The sequence below is a fragment of the Streptomyces sp. PL-29 genome, assembly GCF_058344425.1.
In genome coordinates this window covers 1,545,187-1,566,990 of the sequence record NZ_CP136996.1, presented here as the reverse complement: position 1 = coordinate 1,566,990, position 21,804 = coordinate 1,545,187, and the positions used below count along the sequence as shown (strand labels likewise).

General features: G+C 71.5%; 22 protein-coding genes. 14 read left to right on the top strand and 8 right to left on the bottom strand.

The window, feature by feature from the left end; genetic code table 11:
* Positions 1-111 precede the first annotated feature (111 nt).
* Positions 112-756 carry a TetR/AcrR family transcriptional regulator gene (locus tag R4Z63_RS07155; RefSeq protein ID WP_037930217.1) on the bottom strand — a complete coding sequence of 215 codons (645 nt, stop codon included), beginning with the start codon at positions 754-756 and terminating at the stop codon, positions 112-114.
* Between the two features lie 115 nt (positions 757-871).
* Between R4Z63_RS07155 and R4Z63_RS07150 the strand changes: the two genes are divergently transcribed.
* From R4Z63_RS07150 to R4Z63_RS07120, 7 genes are all read left to right on the top strand, one after another.
* Positions 872-1,669, top strand: coding sequence for an acetoacetate decarboxylase family protein (locus R4Z63_RS07150; protein ID WP_037930219.1), 798 nt, complete (start codon positions 872-874; stop codon positions 1,667-1,669).
* Between the two features lies 1 nt (position 1,670).
* The gene (locus tag R4Z63_RS07145) at positions 1,671-2,555 is read left to right on the top strand and encodes an SDR family NAD(P)-dependent oxidoreductase (RefSeq protein WP_384451712.1); all 885 of its coding nucleotides are present in this window, start codon (positions 1,671-1,673) and stop codon (positions 2,553-2,555) included.
* Positions 2,556-2,567: 12 nt separating this feature from the next.
* Positions 2,568-3,860 carry an amidohydrolase family protein gene (locus tag R4Z63_RS07140; RefSeq protein ID WP_384451709.1) on the top strand — a complete coding sequence of 431 codons (1,293 nt, stop codon included), beginning with the start codon at positions 2,568-2,570 and terminating at the stop codon, positions 3,858-3,860.
* Positions 3,857-5,080, top strand: coding sequence for an amidohydrolase family protein (locus R4Z63_RS07135; RefSeq protein ID WP_037930224.1), 1,224 nt, complete (start codon positions 3,857-3,859; stop codon positions 5,078-5,080). Before R4Z63_RS07140 ends, R4Z63_RS07135 begins: the two co-directional genes overlap by 4 nt.
* Before the next feature lie 203 nt (positions 5,081-5,283).
* Positions 5,284-6,285: a sterol desaturase family protein gene (locus R4Z63_RS07130; RefSeq protein WP_384451706.1), complete on the top strand. Its 1,002-nt coding sequence runs from the start codon at positions 5,284-5,286 to the stop codon at positions 6,283-6,285.
* Positions 6,282-6,968 carry a lysoplasmalogenase gene (locus R4Z63_RS07125; RefSeq protein ID WP_384451703.1) on the top strand — a complete coding sequence of 229 codons (687 nt, stop codon included), beginning with the start codon at positions 6,282-6,284 and terminating at the stop codon, positions 6,966-6,968. Before R4Z63_RS07130 ends, R4Z63_RS07125 begins: the two co-directional genes overlap by 4 nt.
* Positions 6,969-7,024: 56 nt before the next feature.
* On the top strand, positions 7,025-8,068 hold the full coding sequence (locus R4Z63_RS07120) for a zinc-dependent alcohol dehydrogenase family protein (RefSeq protein ID WP_384451701.1): 1,044 nt from the start codon (positions 7,025-7,027) through the stop codon (positions 8,066-8,068).
* A 117-nt stretch (positions 8,069-8,185) separates the two neighbouring features.
* Here the strand turns inward: R4Z63_RS07120 and R4Z63_RS07115 are convergent, their stop codons facing one another.
* Positions 8,186-9,730: a S8 family serine peptidase gene (locus R4Z63_RS07115; RefSeq protein WP_037930625.1), complete on the bottom strand. Its 1,545-nt coding sequence runs from the start codon at positions 9,728-9,730 to the stop codon at positions 8,186-8,188.
* Between the two features lie 257 nt (positions 9,731-9,987).
* Between R4Z63_RS07115 and R4Z63_RS07110 the strand changes: the two genes are divergently transcribed.
* From R4Z63_RS07110 to moaA, 3 genes are all read left to right on the top strand, one after another.
* Positions 9,988-10,353, top strand: coding sequence for a DUF485 domain-containing protein (locus R4Z63_RS07110; protein WP_037930627.1), 366 nt, complete (start codon positions 9,988-9,990; stop codon positions 10,351-10,353).
* Positions 10,350-11,978 (top strand): monocarboxylic acid transporter, encoded by a 1,629-nt coding sequence (locus R4Z63_RS07105; protein WP_037930631.1) that lies wholly within the window; start codon positions 10,350-10,352, stop codon positions 11,976-11,978. The genes R4Z63_RS07110 and R4Z63_RS07105 overlap by 4 nt, the downstream gene beginning before the upstream one ends.
* Positions 11,979-12,155: 177 nt before the next feature.
* A complete protein-coding gene (gene moaA, locus R4Z63_RS07100) occupies positions 12,156-13,145 on the top strand; it encodes a GTP 3',8-cyclase MoaA (protein ID WP_037930634.1) in 990 nt (329 codons plus the stop codon).
* Here the strand turns inward: moaA and R4Z63_RS07095 are convergent, their stop codons facing one another.
* Both R4Z63_RS07095 and R4Z63_RS07090 read right to left on the bottom strand, forming a co-directional pair.
* Positions 13,146-13,397, bottom strand: a complete 252-nt coding sequence (locus R4Z63_RS07095) for a hypothetical protein (RefSeq protein WP_037930637.1) — start codon at positions 13,395-13,397, stop codon at positions 13,146-13,148. It lies immediately after the preceding gene.
* 136 nt (positions 13,398-13,533) lie between these two features.
* The gene (locus R4Z63_RS07090) at positions 13,534-13,812 is read right to left on the bottom strand and encodes a DUF3099 domain-containing protein (RefSeq protein ID WP_052031394.1); all 279 of its coding nucleotides are present in this window, start codon (positions 13,810-13,812) and stop codon (positions 13,534-13,536) included.
* Between the two features lie 240 nt (positions 13,813-14,052).
* Here R4Z63_RS07090 and R4Z63_RS07085 point away from each other — a divergent pair, with 240 nt between their 5' ends.
* Entirely contained in the window at positions 14,053-14,331 is a 279-nt protein-coding gene (locus R4Z63_RS07085) for a GlsB/YeaQ/YmgE family stress response membrane protein (RefSeq protein ID WP_384451694.1), read from the top strand.
* A gap of 90 nt (positions 14,332-14,421) precedes the next feature.
* Here the strand turns inward: R4Z63_RS07085 and tyrS are convergent, their stop codons facing one another.
* From tyrS to R4Z63_RS07070, 3 genes are all read right to left on the bottom strand, one after another.
* Positions 14,422-15,690: a tyrosine--tRNA ligase gene (gene tyrS, locus R4Z63_RS07080; protein WP_037930644.1), complete on the bottom strand. Its 1,269-nt coding sequence runs from the start codon at positions 15,688-15,690 to the stop codon at positions 14,422-14,424.
* A 52-nt stretch (positions 15,691-15,742) separates the two neighbouring features.
* A complete protein-coding gene (locus R4Z63_RS07075; RefSeq protein ID WP_384451691.1) occupies positions 15,743-17,134 on the bottom strand; it encodes a metallopeptidase TldD-related protein in 1,392 nt (463 codons plus the stop codon).
* Positions 17,135-17,222: 88 nt separating this feature from the next.
* Positions 17,223-18,785 carry a TldD/PmbA family protein gene (locus R4Z63_RS07070; protein WP_384451688.1) on the bottom strand — a complete coding sequence of 521 codons (1,563 nt, stop codon included), beginning with the start codon at positions 18,783-18,785 and terminating at the stop codon, positions 17,223-17,225.
* 145 nt (positions 18,786-18,930) lie between these two features.
* On the opposite strand from R4Z63_RS07070, the gene fabG reads away from it, so the two are divergent.
* The 3 genes from fabG (at position 18,931) to R4Z63_RS07055 (ending at position 21,062) form a co-directional block, all read left to right on the top strand.
* Entirely contained in the window at positions 18,931-19,650 is a 720-nt protein-coding gene (gene fabG / locus R4Z63_RS07065) for a 3-oxoacyl-[acyl-carrier-protein] reductase (protein WP_031148971.1), read from the top strand.
* Positions 19,651-19,655: 5 nt separating this feature from the next.
* Positions 19,656-20,426, top strand: coding sequence for an enoyl-ACP reductase FabI (fabI, locus tag R4Z63_RS07060; protein WP_037930663.1), 771 nt, complete (start codon positions 19,656-19,658; stop codon positions 20,424-20,426).
* Between the two features lie 204 nt (positions 20,427-20,630).
* Positions 20,631-21,062: a hypothetical protein gene (locus R4Z63_RS07055; protein ID WP_037930666.1), complete on the top strand. Its 432-nt coding sequence runs from the start codon at positions 20,631-20,633 to the stop codon at positions 21,060-21,062.
* On the opposite strand, the gene R4Z63_RS07050 is transcribed toward R4Z63_RS07055, so the two are convergent.
* The gene (locus R4Z63_RS07050; protein ID WP_384455270.1) at positions 21,043-21,774 is read right to left on the bottom strand and encodes a FadR/GntR family transcriptional regulator; all 732 of its coding nucleotides are present in this window, start codon (positions 21,772-21,774) and stop codon (positions 21,043-21,045) included. The genes R4Z63_RS07055 and R4Z63_RS07050 overlap by 20 nt on opposite strands.
* Positions 21,775-21,804: the final 30 nt, after the last annotated feature.

Genomic DNA, 21,804 nt, shown 5'->3' with positions numbered 1-21,804 from the left:
GCACGGACCGACACCGCAGCCCCACCCTGGGTCAGCCCAGGGCCGAGACCAGGTCCGCGGCGGCCAGCTGTTCGAGCCCGCAGCCGTCAACGGGTCCCGGCGCAAACCGGCTCACGGACCGCTCCTGCGGTCCTGCGGCGGCGCCATCAGCAGGGCGGTCACCAGGGCCCGCACGGACAGCAGGAAGAGCCGCTCCGGATCCGCGGGCCGGGCCAGCGCGCGGGCCAGGGCGGGGTCGTGGGAGGCCGTGGCCGGGTCCCAGAGCTCGCTCTCGGCCGGGGACTGGGCGGGGGCGCGTTCACGGTTGCGCTCCACGAGCAGGAACCCGACGATCTGGAACTGCACGGCGCGCACCGCGTCGGCCGCCCGGGCGCCGTGCAGGCCCGCGGCGTGCACCTCGCGGACGAGGGCCTGCTGGGCGGGCAGGAACATCCGCTCCGTGAGGCCGCGTTCGTGGACCATCGCGATGAGGTGCGGGCGCTCGCGCAGTTCGCGGCGCAGGATCCGGGCCACCGAGACCATCCGCTCGGCCGGGGTGCGGCCGGCCGGGAGGATTGCGCCCATCTCCTGAACCGTCCGCTCCACGAGGGCGTCGAGCAGCGATTCGCGGTTGCCGACGTGCCAGTAGATCGACGTCACGGCGGTGCCCAGCTCGGCAGCGAGTCCCCGCATCGTGAGGGCGGCCGGACCGCGTCGTCGAACCAGGGACGCGGCGGCGTCGAGCACCTCGTCACGGGTCAGCGAGGATCTTGCCATGGCAGCCGTCCACCGATCTGTTGCCGCGTCAGTTCTGGTGTGCGCACGGGTCTTTACCCTTCATCGGCAGCGGTGTAACTGTGTTACAGAACCGAACCGAGAGGTGGTGCGAGAGATGGCACGCGTACGGTACGGAGCGCGCACCGAGGTCGAGATCGCCGCGTCGCGCGAGAAGAGTTCCCGGCTCCCCGACATCTGGTCCACCGGCGTGGTGGCCGTCTGGGAGACCGATCCCGACGTGGTCGCCGCGGTCCTGCCGCCGCCGCTCAAGCCGACCGGACAGGCCCTGGTGCGGGCGAACATCAGCAAGGTCGACCTGCCCGGCTACCCGCTCGGCGCCGGCTCGGTGGCCGTCGCCGCCCGGCACGACGGCGTGGAGGGCTGGTATCCCCTGGTCATGCCGATGACCCACGAGCGCGCCCTGACCGGCGGCCGCGAGGTCTTCGGCGAACCGAAGAAGCTGGGCGAGGTCACCGTCGAGCGGGACGGCCTCGTCGTGCGCGCGGCCCTCGCCCGGCACGGGATCGCCTTCGTCGAGGTGCGCGGCGCCGTGGACCGCCCGCTCCCACTGCCCGAGCCCACCCGGAAGACCGACTTCTACTTCAAGTTCCTTCCTTCCGTGGACGGTTCGGGCTTCGACGGGGACCCGGTCCTGGTGCACTGCGTGCGCAACGAGAAGGTCCGCAGGCTGGAGCACGTCACCGGTGACGTCGTCCTGCGCGAGTCGATGTTCGATCCGGTCGCCGACCTCCCGGTCCGCCGGATCGTGGAGATCACCATCGGCGAGAAGACCACCGACCAGAGGGGCCGGGTCGTCGAGCGGGTCAGTGCCCGGTCCCTGCTCCCGTACGTCCACCAGCGCTACGACGACCCCCTCCAGCTCCTCGACGGCCCGCCGGAAGGGAGCCTGTGAGATGCGGCTCGAACCGGGACAGACGGCCGTCGTCACCGGCGCGGCGAGCGGCATCGGCCTCGCCATGGCCCGCCGCTTCGCCGCCGAGGGGCTGCAGGTGGTCCTCGCCGACGTCGAGGAGGGCGCCCTGCGCAAGGCCGCCGGCGAACTCACCGCGGACGGTGCGCAGGTGCTCGCCCGGGCCGTCGACGTCGGCGACCGCGAGTCCGTGCTCGCCCTTGCCGACGCGGCCTACGACGCCTACGGCGCCGTCCACGTCCTGTGCAACAACGCGGGCGTCGGCTCCGGCGCGGAGGGCCGGATGTGGGAACACGAGCCCAACGACTGGAAGTGGGCCTTCTCCGTCAACGTGTGGGGCGTCTTCCACGGCATCCAGGCCTTCGTCCCCCGCATGATCGCCGGCGGCGCCCCCGGCCACGTCGTCAACACCTCCTCCGGTGACGGCGGCATCGCCCCGCTGCCCACCGCCTCCGTGTACGCCGTCACCAAGGCCGCCGTGGTCACCATGACCGAGTCCCTCTACGCGCACCTCAAGGCGGAAGGCGCGTCGGTCGGCGCCTCCGTGCTCTTCCCCGGCCCGCACATGCTGCGCACCGGACTGTGGGAGTCCCACCGCAACCGGCCCGAGCGGTACGCCAAGCAGCGCCCGCGCCGGACCCCGTACCGCAGCCTCGACCAGTACGAGGCCGCGATGAAGCAGGCCGGCCGCGAGGTGGACTTCACCCCGGTCGAGGAGGTCGCGGAGCACGTCGTCGACGGCATCCGAGCCGGCCGCTTCTGGATGCTGCCGCCGAGCGAGCACAGCGACCGGCAGATCCGCGCCCGGTCACAGTCGATGCTCGACCGCGCCGACCCCGCCTACCTGGAGAGCTTCATCCTCGACTGAGGAGCGACCGCAGTGAGTGACACACCGTACGAGGACCCGTACCTGATCATCTCCTCCGACTGCCACGCGGGCCTGCCCACCGAGCAGTACCGCCCCTATCTCGCCTCCCGTCACCACCGCCGGTTCGACGAGTTCCTCGGCCAGCGCGACGCCCGCCGCGCCGAGGCCACCCGGCTGGGCATCCGCAACGAGGCCTTCGCCGAGAAGTGGTTCCACGACCACGAGGAAGGGCTGCGGGGCGGCTGGGACACCGGTCAGCGGCTCAAGGAGCTCGACGGCGACGGCGTGGCCGGTGAGGTCGTCTTCCCCGACGCGGACGCCGTCGACAGCCAGACCGCGGCCCCCTTCGGAGTGGGCCTCGGGCTCTCCGGCGACCAGGACCCCGAGCTCGGCATGGCGGGCGCGCAGGCGCACAACCGCTGGCTGGCCGAGTTCGTCTCGCAGACCCCGGAACGCCATTGCGGTGTGGCCCTGCTGCCCGTCACGGGCGATCCGGACAAGGTCGTCGCCGAGGTGCACCGGGCCAAGGAGTCCGGGCTGGGCGCGCTGATGATCCCCGCCATGTGGGTGGACCAGGCGCCCTACCACGACCGCCGCTACGACCCCGTCTGGGCGGCGGCGGCCGAGACGCGGATGCCCATCGTCACCCATTCCGGGGCCTCGCCGCGCCACGAGTACGGCGACCACCTGGGCATCTTCGTCTCCGAGGTCACCTGGTGGCCGGCCCGCCCGCTCTGGTTCCTGCTCTGGTCGGGGGTGTTCGAGCGGCACCCGGGCCTGAGGTTCGGCGTCGCCGAGTCGGGCTGCTGGTGGCTGCCGAACCAGCTGTGGTTCATGGACCGGCTCTACCTCGGAGCGCACGGCGGCAAGAAGCTCTCGCCCTTCGAGGAGCTGAAGCGGCCGCCGAGCGAGTACCTGGACCGCCAGGTGTTCGTCTGCGCGACGAACACCAAGCGGCGGGAACTGGCCCAGCGCTACGAGATCGGCGTGGACAACATCCTGTGGGGTTCGGACTTCCCGCACCCCGAGGGCACCTGGCCGAACACCCGGACCTGGCTGAAGAACACCTTCCACGACATCCCCGTCGACGAGAGCCGCCGGATCCTCGGCCTCGCAGCGGCGGAGGTCTTCGGCTTCGACACCGCGAAGCTGGCCCCGCTCGCCCGCCGGATCGGCCCCACCCCGGCCGAGCTGGGCCAGTCCCCGGACCAGGCGGCGGTGACGGCCTCCTGGGCGCGCTCGCGCGAGGTGGGACGGCACTGGCTGACCGGCCACGACTTCCCGGTACTGGGGGTCGCGCAGTGACCGGCGGCGACCGCTACACGGTGATCTCGGCGGACTGCCACGCGGGCGCCGACCTCCTGGACTACAAGCCGTACCTGGAGAAGCGCCACCACGACGACTTCGACGCCTGGGCCGCCGGTTACGTGAACCCGTACGAGGACCTCCTCGCGGACACCGCGGACCGCAACTGGAACTCGGCGCGGCGCCTGGCGGAGCTGGAGGCCGACGGCATCGTCGCCGAGGTCGTCTTCCCCAACACCATCCCGCCGTTCTTCCCCAAGGCCTCCCTGATGGCGCAGCCGCCGACGGCCGCGGAGTACGCGATGCGCTGGGCCGGCCTGCAGGCCCACAACCGCTGGCTGGCGGACTTCTGCGCGGACGCCCCGGGCCGGCGGGCGGGCGTCGCGCAGATCCTCCTCAACGACGTGGACGCGGCGGTGCGGGAGGTCCGCCGCACGAAGGAGGCAGGCCTGACGGGGGGCATCCTGCTGCCCGGCGTACCGCCCGGTTCCACGGTCCCCGAGCTGTACTCGGAGGTCTACGACCCCCTCTGGGCGGTGTGCGACGAGCTGGACGTCCCGGTCAACCACCACGGCGGCTCGGCCTCGCCGCCGCTCGGCGACGAACCGGCGGCCCGGGCCGTCTTCATGGTGGAGACCACCTGGTTCTCGCACCGTGCCCTGTGGCACCTCGTCTTCGGCGGGGCGTTTCGACGTCATCCGGGCCTCAGACTGGTCCTGACCGAGCAGGGCTCCGGCTGGATCCCCGGCGTGCTGGAGATGCTGGACTACTACCACGGCCGCCTGGTCGCGGCCTCGGCCACGGCTGAGTCCAAGTTCGGGGCGGGCCTCGCCGAGGCGATGGGCAGGGGCCCGAGCGAGGTCTGGCGGGACAACTGCTTCGTGGGGGCCAGCTTCATGCGCCCCCACGAGGTGCCGCTGCGGGACCGGATCGGCCTCGACAAGATCATGTGGGGCAGCGACTACCCCCACGACGAGGGCACGACCCCCTTCTCCCGCGAAGGCCTCCGCATTGCCTACGCGGGCCTCCCGCGGGACGAGGTCGCCGCGATGGCCGGCGGCAACGCGGCCCGCGTGTACGGCTTCGACCTGACCCGGCTGGACGCCCTGGCCGCGCAGCACGGCCCCCTGGTCTCGGAGATCGCCGAACCCCTGGCGCACGTCCCGCCCGAGGCCACCAGCCCGGCCTTCGCCCGCGGCGGCTCGGTCCGGGTCTGGTAGCGCCCCGCGCGGCACGCCGGGGCGGCTCGCTTCCGACGGACGAGCCGCCCCGGCGGGCGACCGCCGCCGTCCCCGGCGCCGGTCGGGAGGACCCCCGTGCAGCACGCCGCGCCCCACCCCGGCCGAACCGACGGTAACCTCGATGGATACCGATCGGTAACAACCTCTAGCGGCAGCCCCGAAGGCGCCTCTATGGTGCGGACATGCCGAACCTGCCCGATGTCGTGCTGTGGTCCATACCCGCCTTCGTGCTGCTCACCGTCATCGAGCTGGTGAGCTACCGGCTCCATCCCGACGAGGACGCGGCCGGGTACGACACCAAGGACGCCGCCACCAGCATCGGCATGGGGCTCGGCAGCATCGGCTTCGACCTCCTGTGGAAGATCCCGGTGGTCGCGGTCTTCACCGCCGTCTACGAACTCACCCCGCTGCGGGTTCCGTTGCTCTGGTGGACCGTCCCGCTGATGCTGCTCGCCCAGGACTTCCTCTACTACTGGCAGCACCGCAGCCACCACGTCATCCGCATCCTGTGGGCCTGCCACGTGGTCCACCACAGCAGCCGGAAGTTCAACCTCACCACCGCGCTGCGGCAGCCCTGGACCAGTGCCACGACCTACTGGTTCTACCTGCCGATGGTGGCGGTCGGGGTGCACCCCGCCGTGATCCCCTTCTGCTACGGCATCAACCTGCTCTACCAGTTCTGGGTCCACACCGAGCGCATCGGGAAGCTGCCCCGGGCCTACGAGTACGTCTTCAACACCCCGTCGCACCACCGCGTCCACCACGCGTCCCAGGGCGGCTACCTGGACCGCAACTACGGCGGCATCCTGATCGTCTGGGACCGGATGTTCGGCTCCTGGGTGGGGGAGACCGAAAAGCCCGTCTACGGACTCACCAAGAACATCAACACCTACAACCCGCTGCGCGTGGCCACTCACGAGTACGCCGCCATCGCCCGGGACGTGCGCGCCGCCCGGACCTGGAGCGAGCGGGCCGGACGGGTGTTCCGCGGCCCCGGCTGGCAGCCCGCGGACTCGCCCGTCCCGGCTCCGGCGTCCGCGCCCGCCCCGGCCCCGGCGTCAGCCGTTCCGGCTCCGGCGTCCGCGCCCGCCCCGGCTCCGGCGTCCGCGCCCGCCCCGGCTCCGGCGTCCGCCGCCCCGGCATCCGCGCCCGCCCCGGCCGCCGTGCAGGAGACCACCGCGTGAGCACCGCTGAGTCCACCGGCCGCCCCGGCCCCTCCTGGGCCGCCGAGCGGGCGGTGCCCGGCAGGGAGCGGCTCGGCCGCGCCGCCCTCGTGTGCCTGGCCGTGGCCGCCGCCGCCGACCTCGGGTCGCTGCTCGCCGACTGGCACCTCGGGCACGTCATCGCCAAGCCGCTCCTGATGCCGCTGCTGGTGGTCCACGTGATCACGCGCGGCGCGCCCCGCCTGTTGGCCGCCGCCCTGCTCTTCGGCTGGGGCGGGGACCTGGCCCTGCTCTTCGACGCCGAGGCGGCCTTCCTGGTCGGCATGGGGTCCTTCGCCGTCGGGCACGTCTGCTACCTCGTCCTGTTCGGCAAGCGGCCCGCGAACCCCCTGCTCGGGGGCGCCTACGCGCTGGCCCTGCTGGGCACCGTCGCCCTGCTGTGGCCCGACCTGCCCGCTGACCTGCGCATCCCCGTGGCCGGCTACAGCCTGCTGCTGACCGCCATGGCCTTCCGCTCCAGCGCCCTCGGCCTGCGGGCCGGCATCGGCGGCGCGCTGTTCCTGCTGTCCGACACCCTCATCGCCACCGGTGTCGCCGAGTGGCCCCAGCTGCCCCGCCCCGACTTCTGGATCATGGCCACCTATCTGGCCGCCCAGTACCTGCTGGCCACCGGAGCGACCATGCGCGAAGCAGGCGTACGGTAGGACGGTTCCACAGTCGTACAAGACTGAACGATCTCGAACCGGAGGACTGCACCACCATGCGCGCCACCGTCATCCACGCCCCGCACGACATCCGCGTGGAGGAGGTGCCCGACGCTGCGATCCAGCGCCCCGAGGACGCCGTCGTCCGCGTCCTGCGTGCCTGCATCTGCGGCAGCGACCTGTGGGCCTACCGGGGCGAGGCCGCGCGCCGGCCCGGCCAGCGCATCGGCCACGAGTTCCTGGGCGTCGTGGAGGAGACCGGCCCGGCGGTGTCGGGCCTGCGCGCCGGCGACCTGGTCGTCGCGCCCTTCATGTGGTCGGACGGTACCTGCGAGTACTGCAAGGAGGGCCTCTACACCTCCTGCGACCACGGCGGGTTCTGGGGCTCGGTCGGCCACGACGGCGGTCAGGGCGAGGCCGTGCGCGTCCCGCACGCCGACGGCACGCTGGTGAAGCTGCCCGCCGAGGCCGCCTCCGACGACCACCTGCTCACCGGCCTGCTCGCCCTCTCCGACGTCATGGGCACCGGGCACCACGCCGCCCTGGGCGCGGGCGCGCGTCCGGGCGCCACGGTCGCCGTGGTCGGCGACGGCGCCGTCGGCCTGTGCGGCGTCCTCGCCGCCAGGCGCCTCGGCGCCGAGCGGATCATCGCCCTGGGCCGCCACACCGTCCGTACGGACATCGCCAGGCTGTTCGGAGCCACCGATGTCGTCGCCGAGCGCGGCGAGGCCGCCGAGGCGGCCGTGCGCGAGCTGACCGGCGGCCGTGGCGCGCACTGCGTCATCGAGGCGGTCGGCACCGAGCAGTCCATGCGCACCGCGGTGAACATCACCCGCGACGGCGGGGCGATCGGCTACGTCGGCGTCCCGCACGGCAGTGGCACCGGCCTCGACCTCGGCGTCATGTTCGACCGCAACATCACCCTGCGCGGTGGTGTGGCCCCGGTCCGCGCCTACATTCCGGAGCTGCTGGAGGACGTGCTGAGCGGGGCGATCGACCCGTCGCCCGTCTTCGACCGTGCCGTCCTTCTGGACGAGGTCCCGGACGGCTACCGCGCGATGGACGACCGCAGCGCGCTCAAGGTGCTGATCAAGCCCTGACGGTGCCCCGGGTGCGCGAGCCGTGATCCGCGGCCGGTACGGGCCCGGGCCCGCCGTCGGGCGCGGCCGGGCCGGGCGGAGTGGTCCCCGCCCGGCCCGGCCGTTCACCGCGCGGGACTACTTCACGGCCTTGAGGGCGTCCACGACGCCGTAGCCGTAGTAGCCGGTCTGGCCCCACTTGGCCTGGCAGGTGGTGGCGTTGACCAGGGTGCCCGTGGCGTCGTATATCTGCGCCGGGCAGGCCGCCTTGGCGGCCTGCGCCTTCAGCATCGTCCGGAGCTGCGACGGCGTCGCCGACGGGTGGGCGCTCTTGAGCAGCGCCGCGACGCCCGCGACGTGCGGGGCGGCCATCGAGGTGCCCTGCTTGTAGCCGTAGCCGCCGCCCGGGACGGTCGAGAGCACGCGCCCGTTGGCGTCCGGGGTGGCCGGGACCTGCCACTTGTCGCCGCCGGGGGCCGCGACGTCCACGACCCCGAGGCCGTAGCTGGAGTAGTACGAGCGCAGGCCCTTGTCGCCGGTCGCGGAGACGGTGACCACGCCCGGCAGCTGCGTGGGCAGGTCCAGGCAGACCTTCGGGTCGATGGTGCGGGTGACCGGGGTGGTGTCGTTCGGGCTGGTCGTGTCCTCCAGGGAGGCCGCCGCCAGGTCCTGGTTGGAGTTGCCGGCCGAGGCCACGTGCAGCGTGCCCTTGCGCTCGGCGTACCGGGTCGCCCGCCCGATGGCCTCCACCAGCGCCTTCTGGTCGTCGTCGGTCTTGCAGTTGAAGAGCCACGGGTCGACGTAGTAGCTGTTGTTGGTCACCTCGATCCCCTTCTCGGCGGCGAACATGAAGCCGCAGACGACCGCCTCGGTGTAGAAGAGGCTGGTCCCGGGCTCGCTCACCTTGATCGCGGCGATCTTCACGCCGGGCGCCACACCGCTGATGCCGATGCCGTTGCGCGGGGCGCCGATGGTGCCGGCCACGTGCGTGCCGTGGTCGCTGCCGTCCGGGTACGGGCGCCAGGCGCCCTCGGTGGTGTCCGCGACGCCGCCCACGCAGTTGGCGGACTGGCCCTTGGAGAAGTTCGGGGCGAGGTCGGGGTGGGTGTCGTCCACGCCCGTGTCGATGATGCCCACGGTGACGTTCCGGCTGCCATCGTTGATCTTGTGAGCCTCGTCGGCCTTGATCGCCCGCAGGTCCCACTGGTTGGGTTCGAGCGGTTCCTGCCCCTCCTGGGCCTGTGCCGCCGCCTTGGCGGCGTCCGCCTCGCTCAGCCGCTGGGTCGCGCCCTCCTCGGTGGTCTGCACGGCCGACATCGGGGCCGTCCGGGTGGCGCCGACGGACACGAACAGCCCACGCTGGGCGCGCAGCCGCTTGGCGAAGTCCGGGTTCTGGGAGTGTGCGACGACGACCCCGATCTCCTCATAGGCCGTCACCACCGTTCCACCGGCCCGCTCGACGGCCTTCTTCGCCGCCTTCACCGTGGCGTAGGCGTTCAGGTTCGCCACGTACGACAGTTCGGGGCCGGTGGCCGCGGCCCTCGAAGCCGTCGCCGTGTCCGCGGTGCCGGCCAGCGGGGCGGCGGCGGCCGACACCGAGGGCAGCAGGGCGAGCGAGGCGGTGAGCGCCAGGCCGACCGGTACGGCGAGGGCACGCCGGCGGACGGGTCCCAGATGAGCCATGGGTTCTCCAGATCATCTTGAAAAGCCGCCCGTACGCGGTCGCGTCGGGCGGGTCCATGACAAGTGAACCTAGTGCCGACGTTCCCCTTTCCGCCATCAGTTCGAGAAATCGGTCCCCGAAGAATCCAAGGGCGTTGAACCGTCCCGACACGCCGGCCGTGCCGTTGACAGAGGGGGCTCAGCGCCATCGATCCCCCCACACGGAGGTTGTTTTGTCCGTCGTCCCCACCGCACCCGCGTCACAAGGAGATCCCCCCGTGACCACCGAAGCAGCGCCGCCTCCGGGCAGCGCGGGAACGCCCCTGGCGGGCCCCACGGCAGATGAGTTCGTGAGCGTCCAGCAGAGCCCCGAGTTCGCCGAACTCCGCAGCTCCTACCGCTCCTTCGCCTTCCCGCTCACCGCGGCCTTCATCGCCTGGTACCTGCTCTACGTCCTGCTCTCCAACTACGCGGGCGGCTTCATGGGGACCAAGGTCTTCGGCAACATCAATGTCGCCCTGGTGCTCGGACTCGCACAGTTCGCGACGACCTTCCTCATCGCCTGGCTGTACGCGCGCCACGCCGCCGCCAGGCTCGACCCCCGGGCGGCGGCCATCAAGGCGCGGATGGAGGGCTCCGAATGAGTGGAACGCACCACCTGACGCCGCTCGCGGCAGGAGCCTCCGAACACCGCCCGCTCATCATCACCCTGTTCGGGCTGTTCGTCGTCGCCACCCTGATCATCACGGTCTGGGCCGGCCGCCAGACCAAGGACGCCGCGGACTTCTACGCGGGCGGCCGCCAGTTCACCGGCTTCCAGAACGGCCTCGCCATCTCCGGCGACTACATGTCCGCCGCGTCCTTCCTCGGCATCGCCGGCGCCATCGCCCTCTTCGGCTACGACGGCTTCCTGTACTCGATCGGCTTCCTCGTGGCCTGGCTGGTCGCCCTGCTGCTCGTCGCCGAGCCGCTGCGCAACTCCGGCCGCTACACCATGGGCGACGTCCTCGCGTACCGGATGCGCCAGCGGCCCGTCCGCACCGCCGCCGGGGCCTCCACCATCGTGGTCTCGATCTTCTACCTGCTCGCCCAGATGGCCGGCGCCGGCGTCCTGGTGTCCCTGCTCCTCGGCATCACCAGCGACGGGGGCAAGGTGGCGGTCGTGGCGCTGGTCGGCGTCCTGATGATCGTGTACGTGACCATCGGAGGGATGAAGGGCACCACCTGGGTCCAGATGGTCAAAGCGGTCCTGCTGATCGCGGGCGCCCTCCTGATCACCTTCCTGGTGCTCCTGAAGTTCCACTTCAACGTGTCCGACCTGCTCGGAAAGGCGGCCGAGAACAGCGGTCAGGGGGCCAAGTTCCTCGAACCGGGCCTCAAGTACGGCAAGGACGCGACCTCGAAGCTGGACTTCATCTCCCTCGGCCTCGCCCTCGTCCTGGGCACCGCCGGCCTCCCGCACATCCTGATCCGCTTCTACACCGTGCCCACCGCGAAGGCCGCCCGCAAGTCCGTCAACTGGGCCATCGGCATCATCGGCGCCTTCTACCTCATGACCATCGCCCTCGGCTTCGGTGCCGCGGCCCTGCTGGAGCGGGCCGACATCCTGGCCTCCAACAGGGCCGGCAACACCGCCGCGCCCCTGCTGGCCCAGGCCGTCGGCGGCGGTGCGGACTCCACCGGCGGGGCCGTCCTGCTCGCCGTGATCTCCGCGGTCGCCTTCGCCACCATCCTCGCCGTGGTCGCGGGGCTCACCCTCGCCTCCTCCTCGTCCTTCGCCCACGACCTGTACGTGAACGTGATCCGCAAGGGCAGGGCCACCGAGCAGGAGGAGGTGCGCGCCGCCCGCTGGTCCACCGTCGTCATCGGCGCGGTCGCCATCGGCCTGGGAGCCCTGGCCCGCGACCTGAACGTGGCCGGGCTCGTCGCACTCGCCTTCGCGGTCGCCGCCTCCGCCAACCTGCCGACGATCCTCTACAGCCTCTTTTGGAAGCGCTTCAACACCCAGGGGGCGCTCTGGTCCATCTACGGCGGACTCGTTTCGGCCGTCGGCCTGGTGCTGTTCTCCCCGGTCGTGTCCGGAAAGCCGACCTCGATGTTCAAGGACGCGGACTTCTTCTGGTTCCCGCTGGAGAACCCGGGCCTCATCTCCATCCCCCTCGGCTTCCTCCTGGGATGGCTGGGAACCGTCCTGACGAAGGAGAAGGCCGACCCGCAGAAGTTCGCCGAGCTGGAGGTGCGCTCCCTCACCGGAACGGGGGCGCACTGACATCGTCCGAACACCTGGCGTGGCCGTGTCGTAGGTCCCTACGACACGGCCGTGTCACGTCTCGTTCATTCGGGCATCACGGAACGACACATGCGTCCCGTAGTCTCGAAATAGAACGCGTGAAGTGGATCCGATGTCGCGCGTACGTCTACTTCCGGACAGGGGAGGGGGCCCACAGTGCTTCTCGACACCTATGGCCGCGTGGCCACTGACCTGCGCGTCTCGCTCACCGACCGGTGCAACCTGCGCTGCACCTACTGCATGCCCGAAGAGGGCCTGCAGTGGCTCGGCAAGTCCGATCTGCTCACCGACGACGAGATCGTCAGGCTGATCCGCATCGCCGTCACGCAGCTCGGCATCACCGAGGTCCGCTTCACCGGCGGCGAACCGCTGCTGAGACCCGGCCTGGTCGGGATCGTCGAACGGTGCGCGGCCCTGGAGCCCCGCCCCAAGATGTCGCTGACCACCAACGGCATCGGCCTGCGCCGCACCGCTCAGGCCCTGAAGACCGCCGGCCTGGACCGGGTGAACGTCTCCCTGGACACCCTGCGCCCCGAGGTGTTCAAGACCCTCACCCGCCGTGACCGGCACAAGGACGTCATCGAGGGCATGGCCGCGGCCCGCGAGGCCGGCCTCACTCCCGTCAAGGTCAACGCCGTGCTCATGCCGGGGCTCAACGACGACGAGGCCCCCGACCTGCTGGCCTGGGCCGTCGAGAACCAGTACGAGCTCCGCTTCATCGAGCAGATGCCCCTCGACGCCCAGCACGGCTGGAAGCGCGACGGCATGATCACCGCCGGGGACATCCTGGAGTCGCTGCGCACGCGCTTCACGCTCACCGAGGAGGGTGTGGACGAGCGCGGCTCCGCCCCGGCCGAGCGCTGGGTGGTCGACGGAGGCCCCGCCACCGTCGGTGTCATCGCCTCGGTCACCCGGCCGTTCTGCGGCGCGTGCGACCGTACCCGGCTCACGGCCGACGGCCAGATCCGTACGTGCCTGTTCGCCACCGAGGAATCGGACCTGCGCTCCGCCCTGCGCTCGGGCGCCCCGGACGAGGAGATCGCCCGGCTGTGGAAGGTGGCGATGTGGGGCAAGAAGGCCGGCTCCGGCCTCGACGACCCGACGTTCCTCCAGCCCGACCGCCCCATGTCCGCGATCGGCGGCTGATCAGCGCGGGCGCTCCGAGCCCTCCGGCTGCACCCACGCGTCGAGCCCGACGACGTCCTTGAGGAAACCGCGGACCCCCAGGAACTGGGAGAGGTGTTCGCGGTGCTCCTCGCATGCCAGCCACGTCTTGCGCCGCTCCGGCGTGTGCAGCGCCGGATTGTTCCACGCGAGGACCCAGACGGCCGCGTCACGGCAGCCCTTGGCCGAGCAGGTGGGGATTTCTTCGGGGGTGGGGGAGTCGGAGGAAGTCACGGCCCCACCCTAGAACGGAAGGGCGACGCCGAGCAGCCACGGGGGGAGCTGCCCGGCGTCGGTCCGTCGCTCCGACGGGGGATGCGGAGCGCGTGAGCAGTATGTCACGCAGGACCCGGTGCAGTGCACCGGAACTTCATGATTGATCTGAGCTTTTATTGAGGTTTCCCGCGTCCAGCGCCGGACGGACGGGAGCCGGGACGAAATGGGAGGGCAGCGACGGCGTCGACTCGCGGCCGGCGTTGGCGATGACCACGGCCACGTACGGCAGCAGCGCGCCCGCGACGAGCGTCACCACAGCCACCGGGCGCGATACGTTCCACAACAGCACGGTCGCGATGACCGACAGGGTCCGCACCGTCATCGAGATGACGTAGCGGCGCTGGCGGCCCCGCACGTCCTCGGCGAGCCCCATGCGCGCGCCGGTGATCCGGAAGACCTCGGCCCCGTTCCGCTTCTGTCGCTTGACCCGTTCCACGTCACTACCACCCGATCGCCGGCCGGGCGTTCCGCTGCCCGGACCCTCTCCACGGTACGCGGCCCCCGCCGCCGCGGGGACAGGGGGACCCCCAACGGTGCCGCCCGAAATGCGCGGTACGCCGGACGGGTCGAAACTGGGCCCACGTGCGCACACCGCGCCGGGAGGAGGCTGGACATGAGCTGGTTGTGGGCGATCATCGTCGGTTTCGTACTGGGGCTGATAGCCAGGGCCATCCTGCCGGGCAGACAGCACCAGCCACTGTGGCTGACCACGCTGATGGGCATCGTCGGCGGCATCCTCGGCAACGCCGTCGCCGTCTGGATCGGCGTCGCCGACACCCGGGGCATCGACTGGACCCGCCACCTCCTGCAGCTCGCGGGAGCGGTCCTCTTCGTCTTCCTCGGCGAAATGGCCTACAAGGCGATGCGCGGCAGCAGTCGGCAGACGACTTAGGGGTGCGGCACACGCCGGAGGGGCCGGCCGGACCACGAGTCCGAACCGGCCCCTCCGCCGTGTGCCGTGCGGGTCCGCCTCCCGCGCCGGTCAGGCGCCGGTGACCTCGACCGCCGCCAGGTTCTTCTTGCCGCGGCGCAGCACCAGCCAGCGCCCGTGCAGCAGGTCCTCCTTGGCGGGGACCGCGTCCTCGGCGGTGACCTTCACGTTGTTCACGTAGGCGCCGCCCTCCTTCACGGTCCGGCGGCCGGCCGACTTGCTCGCGACCAGGCCCGTCTGTGCGAAGAGGTCCACTACCGGGGCCGGCTCCGCCACCTCGGCGTGCGGCAGCTCGGACAGGGCCGCGGCCAGCGTGGCCTCGTCCAGCTCGGCCAGATCGCCCTGACCGAACAGTGCCCGCGACGCGGCGATCACGGCGGCGCACTGGTCGGCGCCGTGCACCAGCGTGGTCAGCTCCTCCGCCAGCGCCCGCTGGGCGGCGCGTGCCTGCGGCCGCTCGGCGGTCTGCGCCTCCAGTTCCTCCAGCTCCTCGCGGGACCTGAAGGAAAGGATCCGCATATAGGTGGAAATGTCCCGGTCGTCCACGTTCAGCCAGAACTGGTAGAACGCGTACGGTGTGGTCATCTCCGGGTCCAGCCAGACGGCCCCACCCTCGGTCTTGCCGAACTTCGTGCCGTCCGCCTTGACCATCAGCGGGGTCGCCATCGCGTGGACGTGTGCGTCCGGCTCGACCCGGTGGATCAGGTCCAGGCCGGCCGTCAGGTTGCCCCACTGGTCCGAGCCGCCCTGCTGCAGGGTGCAGCCGTGACGCCGGTACAGCTCCAGGAAGTCCATGCCCTGGAGCAGCTGGTAGCTGAACTCCGTGTAGCTGATGCCCTGGTCCGACTCCAGCCGCTTGGCGACTGAGTCCTTCGTCAGCATCTTGTTGACGCGGAAGTGCTTGCCGATGTCCCGCAGGAACTCGATGGCGGACATGCCCGCCGTCCAGTCCAGGTTGTTGACCAGGACCGCGGCGTTCTCGCCCTCGAAGGACAGGAACGGCTCGATCTGCGAGCGCAGCCGGGTCACCCACTCCGCGATGACCGCGGGGTCGTTCAGGGTGCGCTCGGCGGTCGGACGGGGGTCACCGATCTGACCGGTGGCCCCGCCGACCAGCGCGAGCGGCCGGTTGCCCGCCAGCTGCAGCCGCCGCATCGTGAGCACCTGCACCAGGTGGCCGACGTGCAGTGAGGCGGCGGTCGGGTCGTAGCCGCAATAGAACGTGACCGGACCGTCCGCGAAGGCCTTGCGCAGCGCTTCTTCGTCGGTGGACTGGGCGAAGAGCCCGCGCCACTTCAGTTCGTCGACGATGTCCGTCACGGTCTCTCGACTCCTTACGTTCTGTGGAAATGCCGTGCTCAGTCTAGGTGGGTCAGACGCCCTTACTCACCGAACTCATGTTGAAGTCCGGGATGCGGACAGCCGGCATCGCGGCCCGTGTGAACCAGTCGCTCCACTCGCGCGGCAGGGTCTTCTCCGTCCGGCCCGCCTCCGAGGCCCGCGACAGCAGGTCCACCGGGGATTCGTTGAACCGGAAGTTGTTCACCTCGCCCACGACCTGCCCGTCCTCCACCAGATAGACGCCGTCCCGGGTGAGGCCCGTGAGCAGCAGGGTGGCCGGGTCCACCTCGCGGATGTACCACAGGCAGGTCAGCAGCAGGCCCCGCCGGGTGTCCGCGACCATCTCGTCCAGGGTCTTGTCACCGCCGCCGTCCAGGATCAGGTTCCCGAAGCCGGGGGAGACGGGCAGGCCGGTCAGGCCGGCCGTGTGCCGGGTGGTCGAGAGTCGGGCCAGCTCGCCGTCCCGGATCCACTCGGTCGCCGGGACCGGTAGGCCGTTGTCGAAGGCCGAGACGTCGTCGCCGGAGCTGTGGGCAATGACGAAGGGCGCGGACTCCAGGCCCGGCGCGTTCGGGTCGCTGCGCAGCGTCAGCGGCAGGTCGGTCAGCTTCTCGCCGAGCCGGGTGCCGCCGCCGGGCTTGGAGAAGACCGTGCGGCCCTCCACCGCGTCCCGGGCGGACGCCGACCACATCTGGTAGATCAGCAGGTCCGCCACGGCCGTCGGCGGCAGCAGCGTCTCGTACCGTCCGGCCGGCAGGTCGATCCTCCGCTCCGCCCAGCCCAGCCGTACGGCGAGCTCCGCGTCCAGCGCGGTGGGGTCCACGTCCTTGAAGTCCCGGGTGGAGCGGCCCGCCCAGGCCGAGCGCAGGCGGTCCGGGGACTTCGCGTTGAGCTCCAGGGTGCCGTTGGGCTGGTCGTGGCGCAGCCGCAGGCCGGTCGAGGTGCCGACGTAGGTGGAGACCAGCTCGTGGTTGGCGAAGCCGTACAGTTCCCGGCCGCCCGCCCGGGCCCGGGCGAAGGCCTCTCCCAGGGCCGGGGCGAAGTCCGCGAACACGGCGGAGGTGGTTTCGGCCGGGCCGTCGGTGAAGTCCGGCGAGGCCGGGGCCCCGGTGACCAGCGGCTGGGCGTCCTCGGCGGGACCCGCTCCCCGCGCGGCCGCCTCGGCGGCCCGCACCAGCGGCTCCAGGTCCTCCGCGGTGACGGCGGAGCGCGACACGACCCCCGAGGCAGTGCCCTCCTTGCCGTCGACGGTCGCGATGACGGTCAGGGTCCGCCCGCGGGTGACGCCGTTGGTCGTCAGGGCGTTGCCGGCCCAGCGCAGGTTGGCGCTCGACTCCTCGTCGGCGATGACGACGCACCCGTCGGCGGTGGACAGCTCCAGGGCCCGCTCGACGATCTCGTGCGGCTTGGTCGATCGGCTCATCGGCCGTCCTCCTGCGTGGTGTTCAGACTGTGCTGTCCCGGGGGGCGACCCCCGGACCCCCGGCGGATCCCGTGGTGATCGTGCGTGCTCATCGGCCGGCCTCCTGCGTGGTGTTCAGGATGTTCACGTCGCGGAACAGCGCGGACGGGCAGCCGTGCGAGACCGCCGCGACCTGGCCCGGCTGGGCCTTGCCGCAGTTGAAGGCGCCGCCCAGGACATAGGTCTGCGGGCCCCCGACCTTCTCCATCGAGCCCCAGAAGTCGGTGGTGGTGGCCTGGTAGGCCACGTCCCGCAGCTGCCCGGCCAGCCTGCCGTTCTCGATCCGGAAGAACCGCTGCCCGGTGAACTGGAAGTTGTAGCGCTGCATGTCGATCGACCAGGAGCGGTCGCCGACCACGTAGATCCCGCGTTCCACGCCGCCGATGAGGTCCTCGGTCGACAGTCCGCCGGGGTCCGGCTGGAGGGACACGTTCGCCATCCGCTGGACGGGCACGTGCCCGGGAGAGTCGGCGAAGGCGCAGCCGTTGGAACGTCCGAGGCCGGTCAGCCTCGCGATCCGCCGGTCGAGCTGGTAGCCGACCAGGGTGCCGTCCTTGACCAGGTCCCAGCTCTGCGCCTGGACGCCCTCATCGTCGAAGCCGACGGTGGCCAGCCCGTGCTCAGCGGTGCGGTCGCCCGTCACGTTCATGATCGGAGAGCCGTACCTGAGCTTGCCGAGCTGGTCGAAGGTGGCGAAGGAGGTGCCCGCGTACGCCGCCTCGTAGCCCAGCGCCCGGTCGAGCTCGGTGGCGTGGCCGATCGACTCGTGGATGGTGAGCCACAGGTTGGACGGATCGACCACCAGGTCGTAACGCCCGGCCTGCACGCTCGGTGCCCGCATCTTCTCGGCGAGCAGGCCGGGGATCTCCTCCAGCTCGGCGTTCCAGTCCCAGCCGGTGCCCGTCAGGTACTCCCAGCCGCGGCCGGCGGGTGGGGCGATGGTGCGCATCGAGTCGAACTCGCCCGTCGTGCCGTTCACCGCGACCGCCGTGAGCTGCGGGTGGATCCGGACCCGCTGCTGCGTGGTCGTGGTGCCCGCGGTGTCGGCATAGAACTTGTTCTCGTGTACGGCGAGCAGCGACGCGTCCACGTGCGCCACGCCGTCGGCCGCCAGAAGACGGGAGCTCCAGTCGGCGAGCAGCGCGGCCTTCTCCGCGTCCGGCACCTCGAAGGGGTTCACCTCGTAGGCGGAGATCCACGTCTGGTCCGCGTGCACCGGCTCCTCGGCGAGCTCCACGCGCTCGTCCGAACCGGCGGCCCTGAGCACCTGCGCGGACAGCTTCGCCATGGCCACGGCCTGGGAGGCCACCCTGGCGGCGCCGTCCATGGTCAGGTCCACGCCGGAGGCGAAGCCCCAGCTGCCGGCGTGTACGACCCGGACCGCGTAGCCGAGGTCGGTGGTGTCGGACCCACCGGAAGGCTTGGCGTCACGCAGCCGCCACGAGGCGCTGCGGATCCGCTCCAGCCGGAAGTCGGCATGGTCGGCACCCAGCGCGCGGGCCCGGGCGAGCGCCGCGTCGGCGAGCGCCCGCAGGGGCAGCGCGGTGAAGGCCGCGTCGATGGAATGGGGCACGGAAGTCCTCCCGGGGTCGGGGACGGTCGCCCCGATCATGTCGCGATCGGGGTGCTTGTGCCTACATCTTTCTGTAGGGACTCGACAGAGCCCGCTGCGCGGCCCTGTCGGGGGTCGATTCCCCGGACGAGCGACGCGACCTATAGGTTTTCGGTATTCAGACCGCTAGCGAAAGGGTGATCCGTTGAGCCGCTCGGTTCTCGTCACCGGAGGAAACCGGGGCATCGGCCTCGCCATCGCCCGAGCCTTCGCGGAGGCCGGCGACAAGGTCGCGATCACGTACCGGTCGGGTGAGCCGCCGCAGGCGCTCACCGAGCTCGGTGTCCTGGCGGTGCGCTGCGACATCACCGACTCCGAGCAGGTGGAGCAGGCCTACAAGCAGATCGAGGACGCGCACGGCGCGGTCGAGGTGCTCGTGGCCAACGCCGGCATCACCAAGGACACGCTGCTGATGCGGATGTCCGAGGAGGACTTCGCCTCCGTGGTCGACACCAACCTCACCGGCACGTTCCGGGTGGTCAAGCGCGCGAACCGCGGCATGCTCCGCGCCAAGAAGGGCCGGGTCGTCCTGATCTCCTCGGTGGTCGGGCTCCTCGGCTCGGCGGGGCAGGCGAACTACGCCGCCTCCAAGGCCGCGCTGGTCGGCTTCGCCCGCTCGCTCGCCCGCGAGCTGGGCTCCCGCAACATCACCTTCAACGTCGTCGCGCCCGGGTTCGTGGACACCGACATGACGAAGGTGCTCACCGACGAGCAGCGTGCGGGGATCGTGGCGCAGGTGCCGCTGGCCCGCTACGCGCAGCCCGAGGAGATCGCGGCAGCCGTCCGCTTCCTGGCGTCCGACGACGCCGCGTACATCACCGGAGCCGTCATTCCCGTTGACGGCGGATTGGGCATGGGTCACTGATCACCATGAGCGGAATTCTCGAGGGCAAGCGCATCCTCATCACGGGTGTGCTGATGGAGTCCTCCATCGCCTTCCACACGGCCAGGCTGGCGCAGGAGCAGGGCGCCGAGGTCATCCTCACCGCGTGGCCCCGCCCCTCGCTGACGGAGCGCATCGCGAAGAAGCTGCCCAAGCCGGTCAAGGTGATCGAGCTCGACGTCACCAACGATGAGCACCTGGCCCGCCTGGAGGGACTCGTCCGCGACGAGCTCGGCGGCCTCGACGGCGTCGTGCACTCCATCGGCTTCGCGCCGCAGGACGCGCTCGGCGGCAACTTCCTGAACACGCCGTTCGAGTCGGTCGCCACCGCCATGCATGTCTCGGCGTTCTCTCTGAAGTCGCTGACCATGGCCTGCAAGCCGCTCTTCCCGGCGGAGGGCGGGGCCGTCGTCGGCCTCACCTTCGACGCGCAGTTCGCCTGGCCGCAGTACGACTGGATGGGCCCGGCCAAGGCCGCCCTGGAGGCCACCAGCCGGTACCTCGCCCGCGACCTGGGCAAGGAGAACATCCGCTGCAACCTGGTCTCGGCCGGTCCGATCGGCTCCATGGCCGCGAAGTCCATTCCGGGATTCGGCGAGCTGGCCGAGGTCTGGAACACCCGCTCCATGCTGGAGTGGGACATGAGCGACCCGGAGCCGACCGGCCGCGGCGTCGTCGCCCTGCTGTCGGACTGGTTCCCGAAGACCACGGGTGAGATCGTCCACGTGGACGGCGGCGTCCACGCGATGGGTGCCTGACCCCGGGCCGCAACCGAGCATCCGTGCGGCGGCGGCCGCGCTTCCCCCCGAGGGAGGCGCGGCCGCCGCCGTTCTCGCGTCCGCCGACCGCCTTCGCTCGCATGTTCAGCGGCCGACCGGATCTTTCCGAGTCGAAAACCAGGACAGATGCCTGCAAACTGACCAAGTCGGGATCTTCCCGGCTTCGGCGGGGAGGAGGCAGGGGTGCGCACCAGGCCGAGCCGAGCAGTATCGATACTGGTCACATCAGTGATCGTGACCGGACTCCTGATCCCGGCCGTGGCCGCTCAGTCCTCCGGAGACGAGGCGGCTCCGGGCGCCGAGGCGGCGACGCCCGCCGCCGTCGACCTCGCCGACATCCCCGCCGAGCCCCCCGCGCAGCCTTCGCGGCCCGCCGCCCGCGAACTCTTCGGCGCCGACTGCGCCACCTCCATCGAGGGCTCCCTGGTGACCGCGCACTGCCACAACGCCTATCCGGAGACCGACCTGGTGAGCCTGCACGTCGAGTGCGACCGCTGGTGGGACCTGGACGGCGACGGCGCGGCCGTGGCCGTGGGCCCGGCCGCCCGGGCCGAACTCACCGGCCGCTGCTGGAAGGAGGTCCGCGCGGCCTGGGTCAGCCACCGGCGGCCGTGACCGGACCCCCCTGGGCGTCCCCCGGCCCCTCGGTCCGCCCGGCCTCCTTGCCGAGGCAGACGAACGGATAGCCCGCGGCCTCCGAAGCCGCCGCGTCCCCGTCCCCGCGCCGGATCGCCTCGATCAGTCGGGTGTGGTCGAGATGGGCTGCGGGGTCCAGCACGGCGCCCACGTCGGCCCGCAGCCAGTCGGCGACCAGCTCGCCGAGGTCCGCGTACAGCTCGATCAGCACGTCGTTGTGCGAGGCCGTCACCACCGCCATGTGCAGACTCACGTCCGCCGCCACGAAGAGCTCCGCGTTCCCGCCCGCCCAGGCCTCCTCGCGGCGCGCCAGCAGGGCGTCCAGCTGGAGCAGGTCCCGTTCCGTGCGGCGCTCCGCGGCCAGCCGGGCCGCTGAGGACTCCAGCGTGGAGCGGAGCTCGGCGATGTGCCTCGGCTCGGCCCCGGCGAAGCGGCGGTGCATGACGCCGGCCAGCTCGCTGGTCGCGATGACGTACGTACCCGAGCCCTGCCGGATGTCGAGCAGGCCGTTGTGCGCCAGCGCGCGCACGGCCTCGCGCACGGTGTTGCGGGCGACGCCCATCAGCTCCACGAGCTCCGGCTCGGTGGGGATGCGCGAGCCGACCGGCCACTCGCCGGAGGTGATCTGGTTGCGCAACTGGGCGATCACCTGATCGACGAGCGCGGAGCGCCGGGGCGAGGTCAGCGGCATGGGTTCCTCTCACGTGCGGCCGGGGTCGCG

Coding starts and splice junctions, on each gene's coding strand:
- R4Z63_RS07155 (WP_037930217.1), bottom strand. CDS start 756: ATGGCAAGATCCTCGCTGACCCGTGACGAGGTGCTCGACGCCGCCGCG.
- R4Z63_RS07150 (WP_037930219.1), top strand. CDS start 872: ATGGCACGCGTACGGTACGGAGCGCGCACCGAGGTCGAGATCGCCGCG.
- R4Z63_RS07145 (WP_384451712.1), top strand. CDS start 1,671: ATGCGGCTCGAACCGGGACAGACGGCCGTCGTCACCGGCGCGGCGAGC.
- R4Z63_RS07130 (WP_384451706.1), top strand. CDS start 5,284: ATGCCGAACCTGCCCGATGTCGTGCTGTGGTCCATACCCGCCTTCGTG.
- R4Z63_RS07120 (WP_384451701.1), top strand. CDS start 7,025: ATGCGCGCCACCGTCATCCACGCCCCGCACGACATCCGCGTGGAGGAG.
- R4Z63_RS07115 (WP_037930625.1), bottom strand. CDS start 9,730: ATGGCTCATCTGGGACCCGTCCGCCGGCGTGCCCTCGCCGTACCGGTC.
- R4Z63_RS07105 (WP_037930631.1), top strand. CDS start 10,350: ATGAGTGGAACGCACCACCTGACGCCGCTCGCGGCAGGAGCCTCCGAA.
- R4Z63_RS07090 (WP_052031394.1), bottom strand. CDS start 13,812: ATGGGGCTCGCCGAGGACGTGCGGGGCCGCCAGCGCCGCTACGTCATC.
- R4Z63_RS07085 (WP_384451694.1), top strand. CDS start 14,053: ATGAGCTGGTTGTGGGCGATCATCGTCGGTTTCGTACTGGGGCTGATA.
- R4Z63_RS07075 (WP_384451691.1), bottom strand. CDS start 17,134: ATGAGCCGATCGACCAAGCCGCACGAGATCGTCGAGCGGGCCCTGGAG.
- R4Z63_RS07070 (WP_384451688.1), bottom strand. CDS start 18,785: ATGATCGGGGCGACCGTCCCCGACCCCGGGAGGACTTCCGTGCCCCAT.
- fabI (WP_037930663.1), top strand. CDS start 19,656: ATGAGCGGAATTCTCGAGGGCAAGCGCATCCTCATCACGGGTGTGCTG.
- R4Z63_RS07050 (WP_384455270.1), bottom strand. CDS start 21,774: ATGCCGCTGACCTCGCCCCGGCGCTCCGCGCTCGTCGATCAGGTGATC.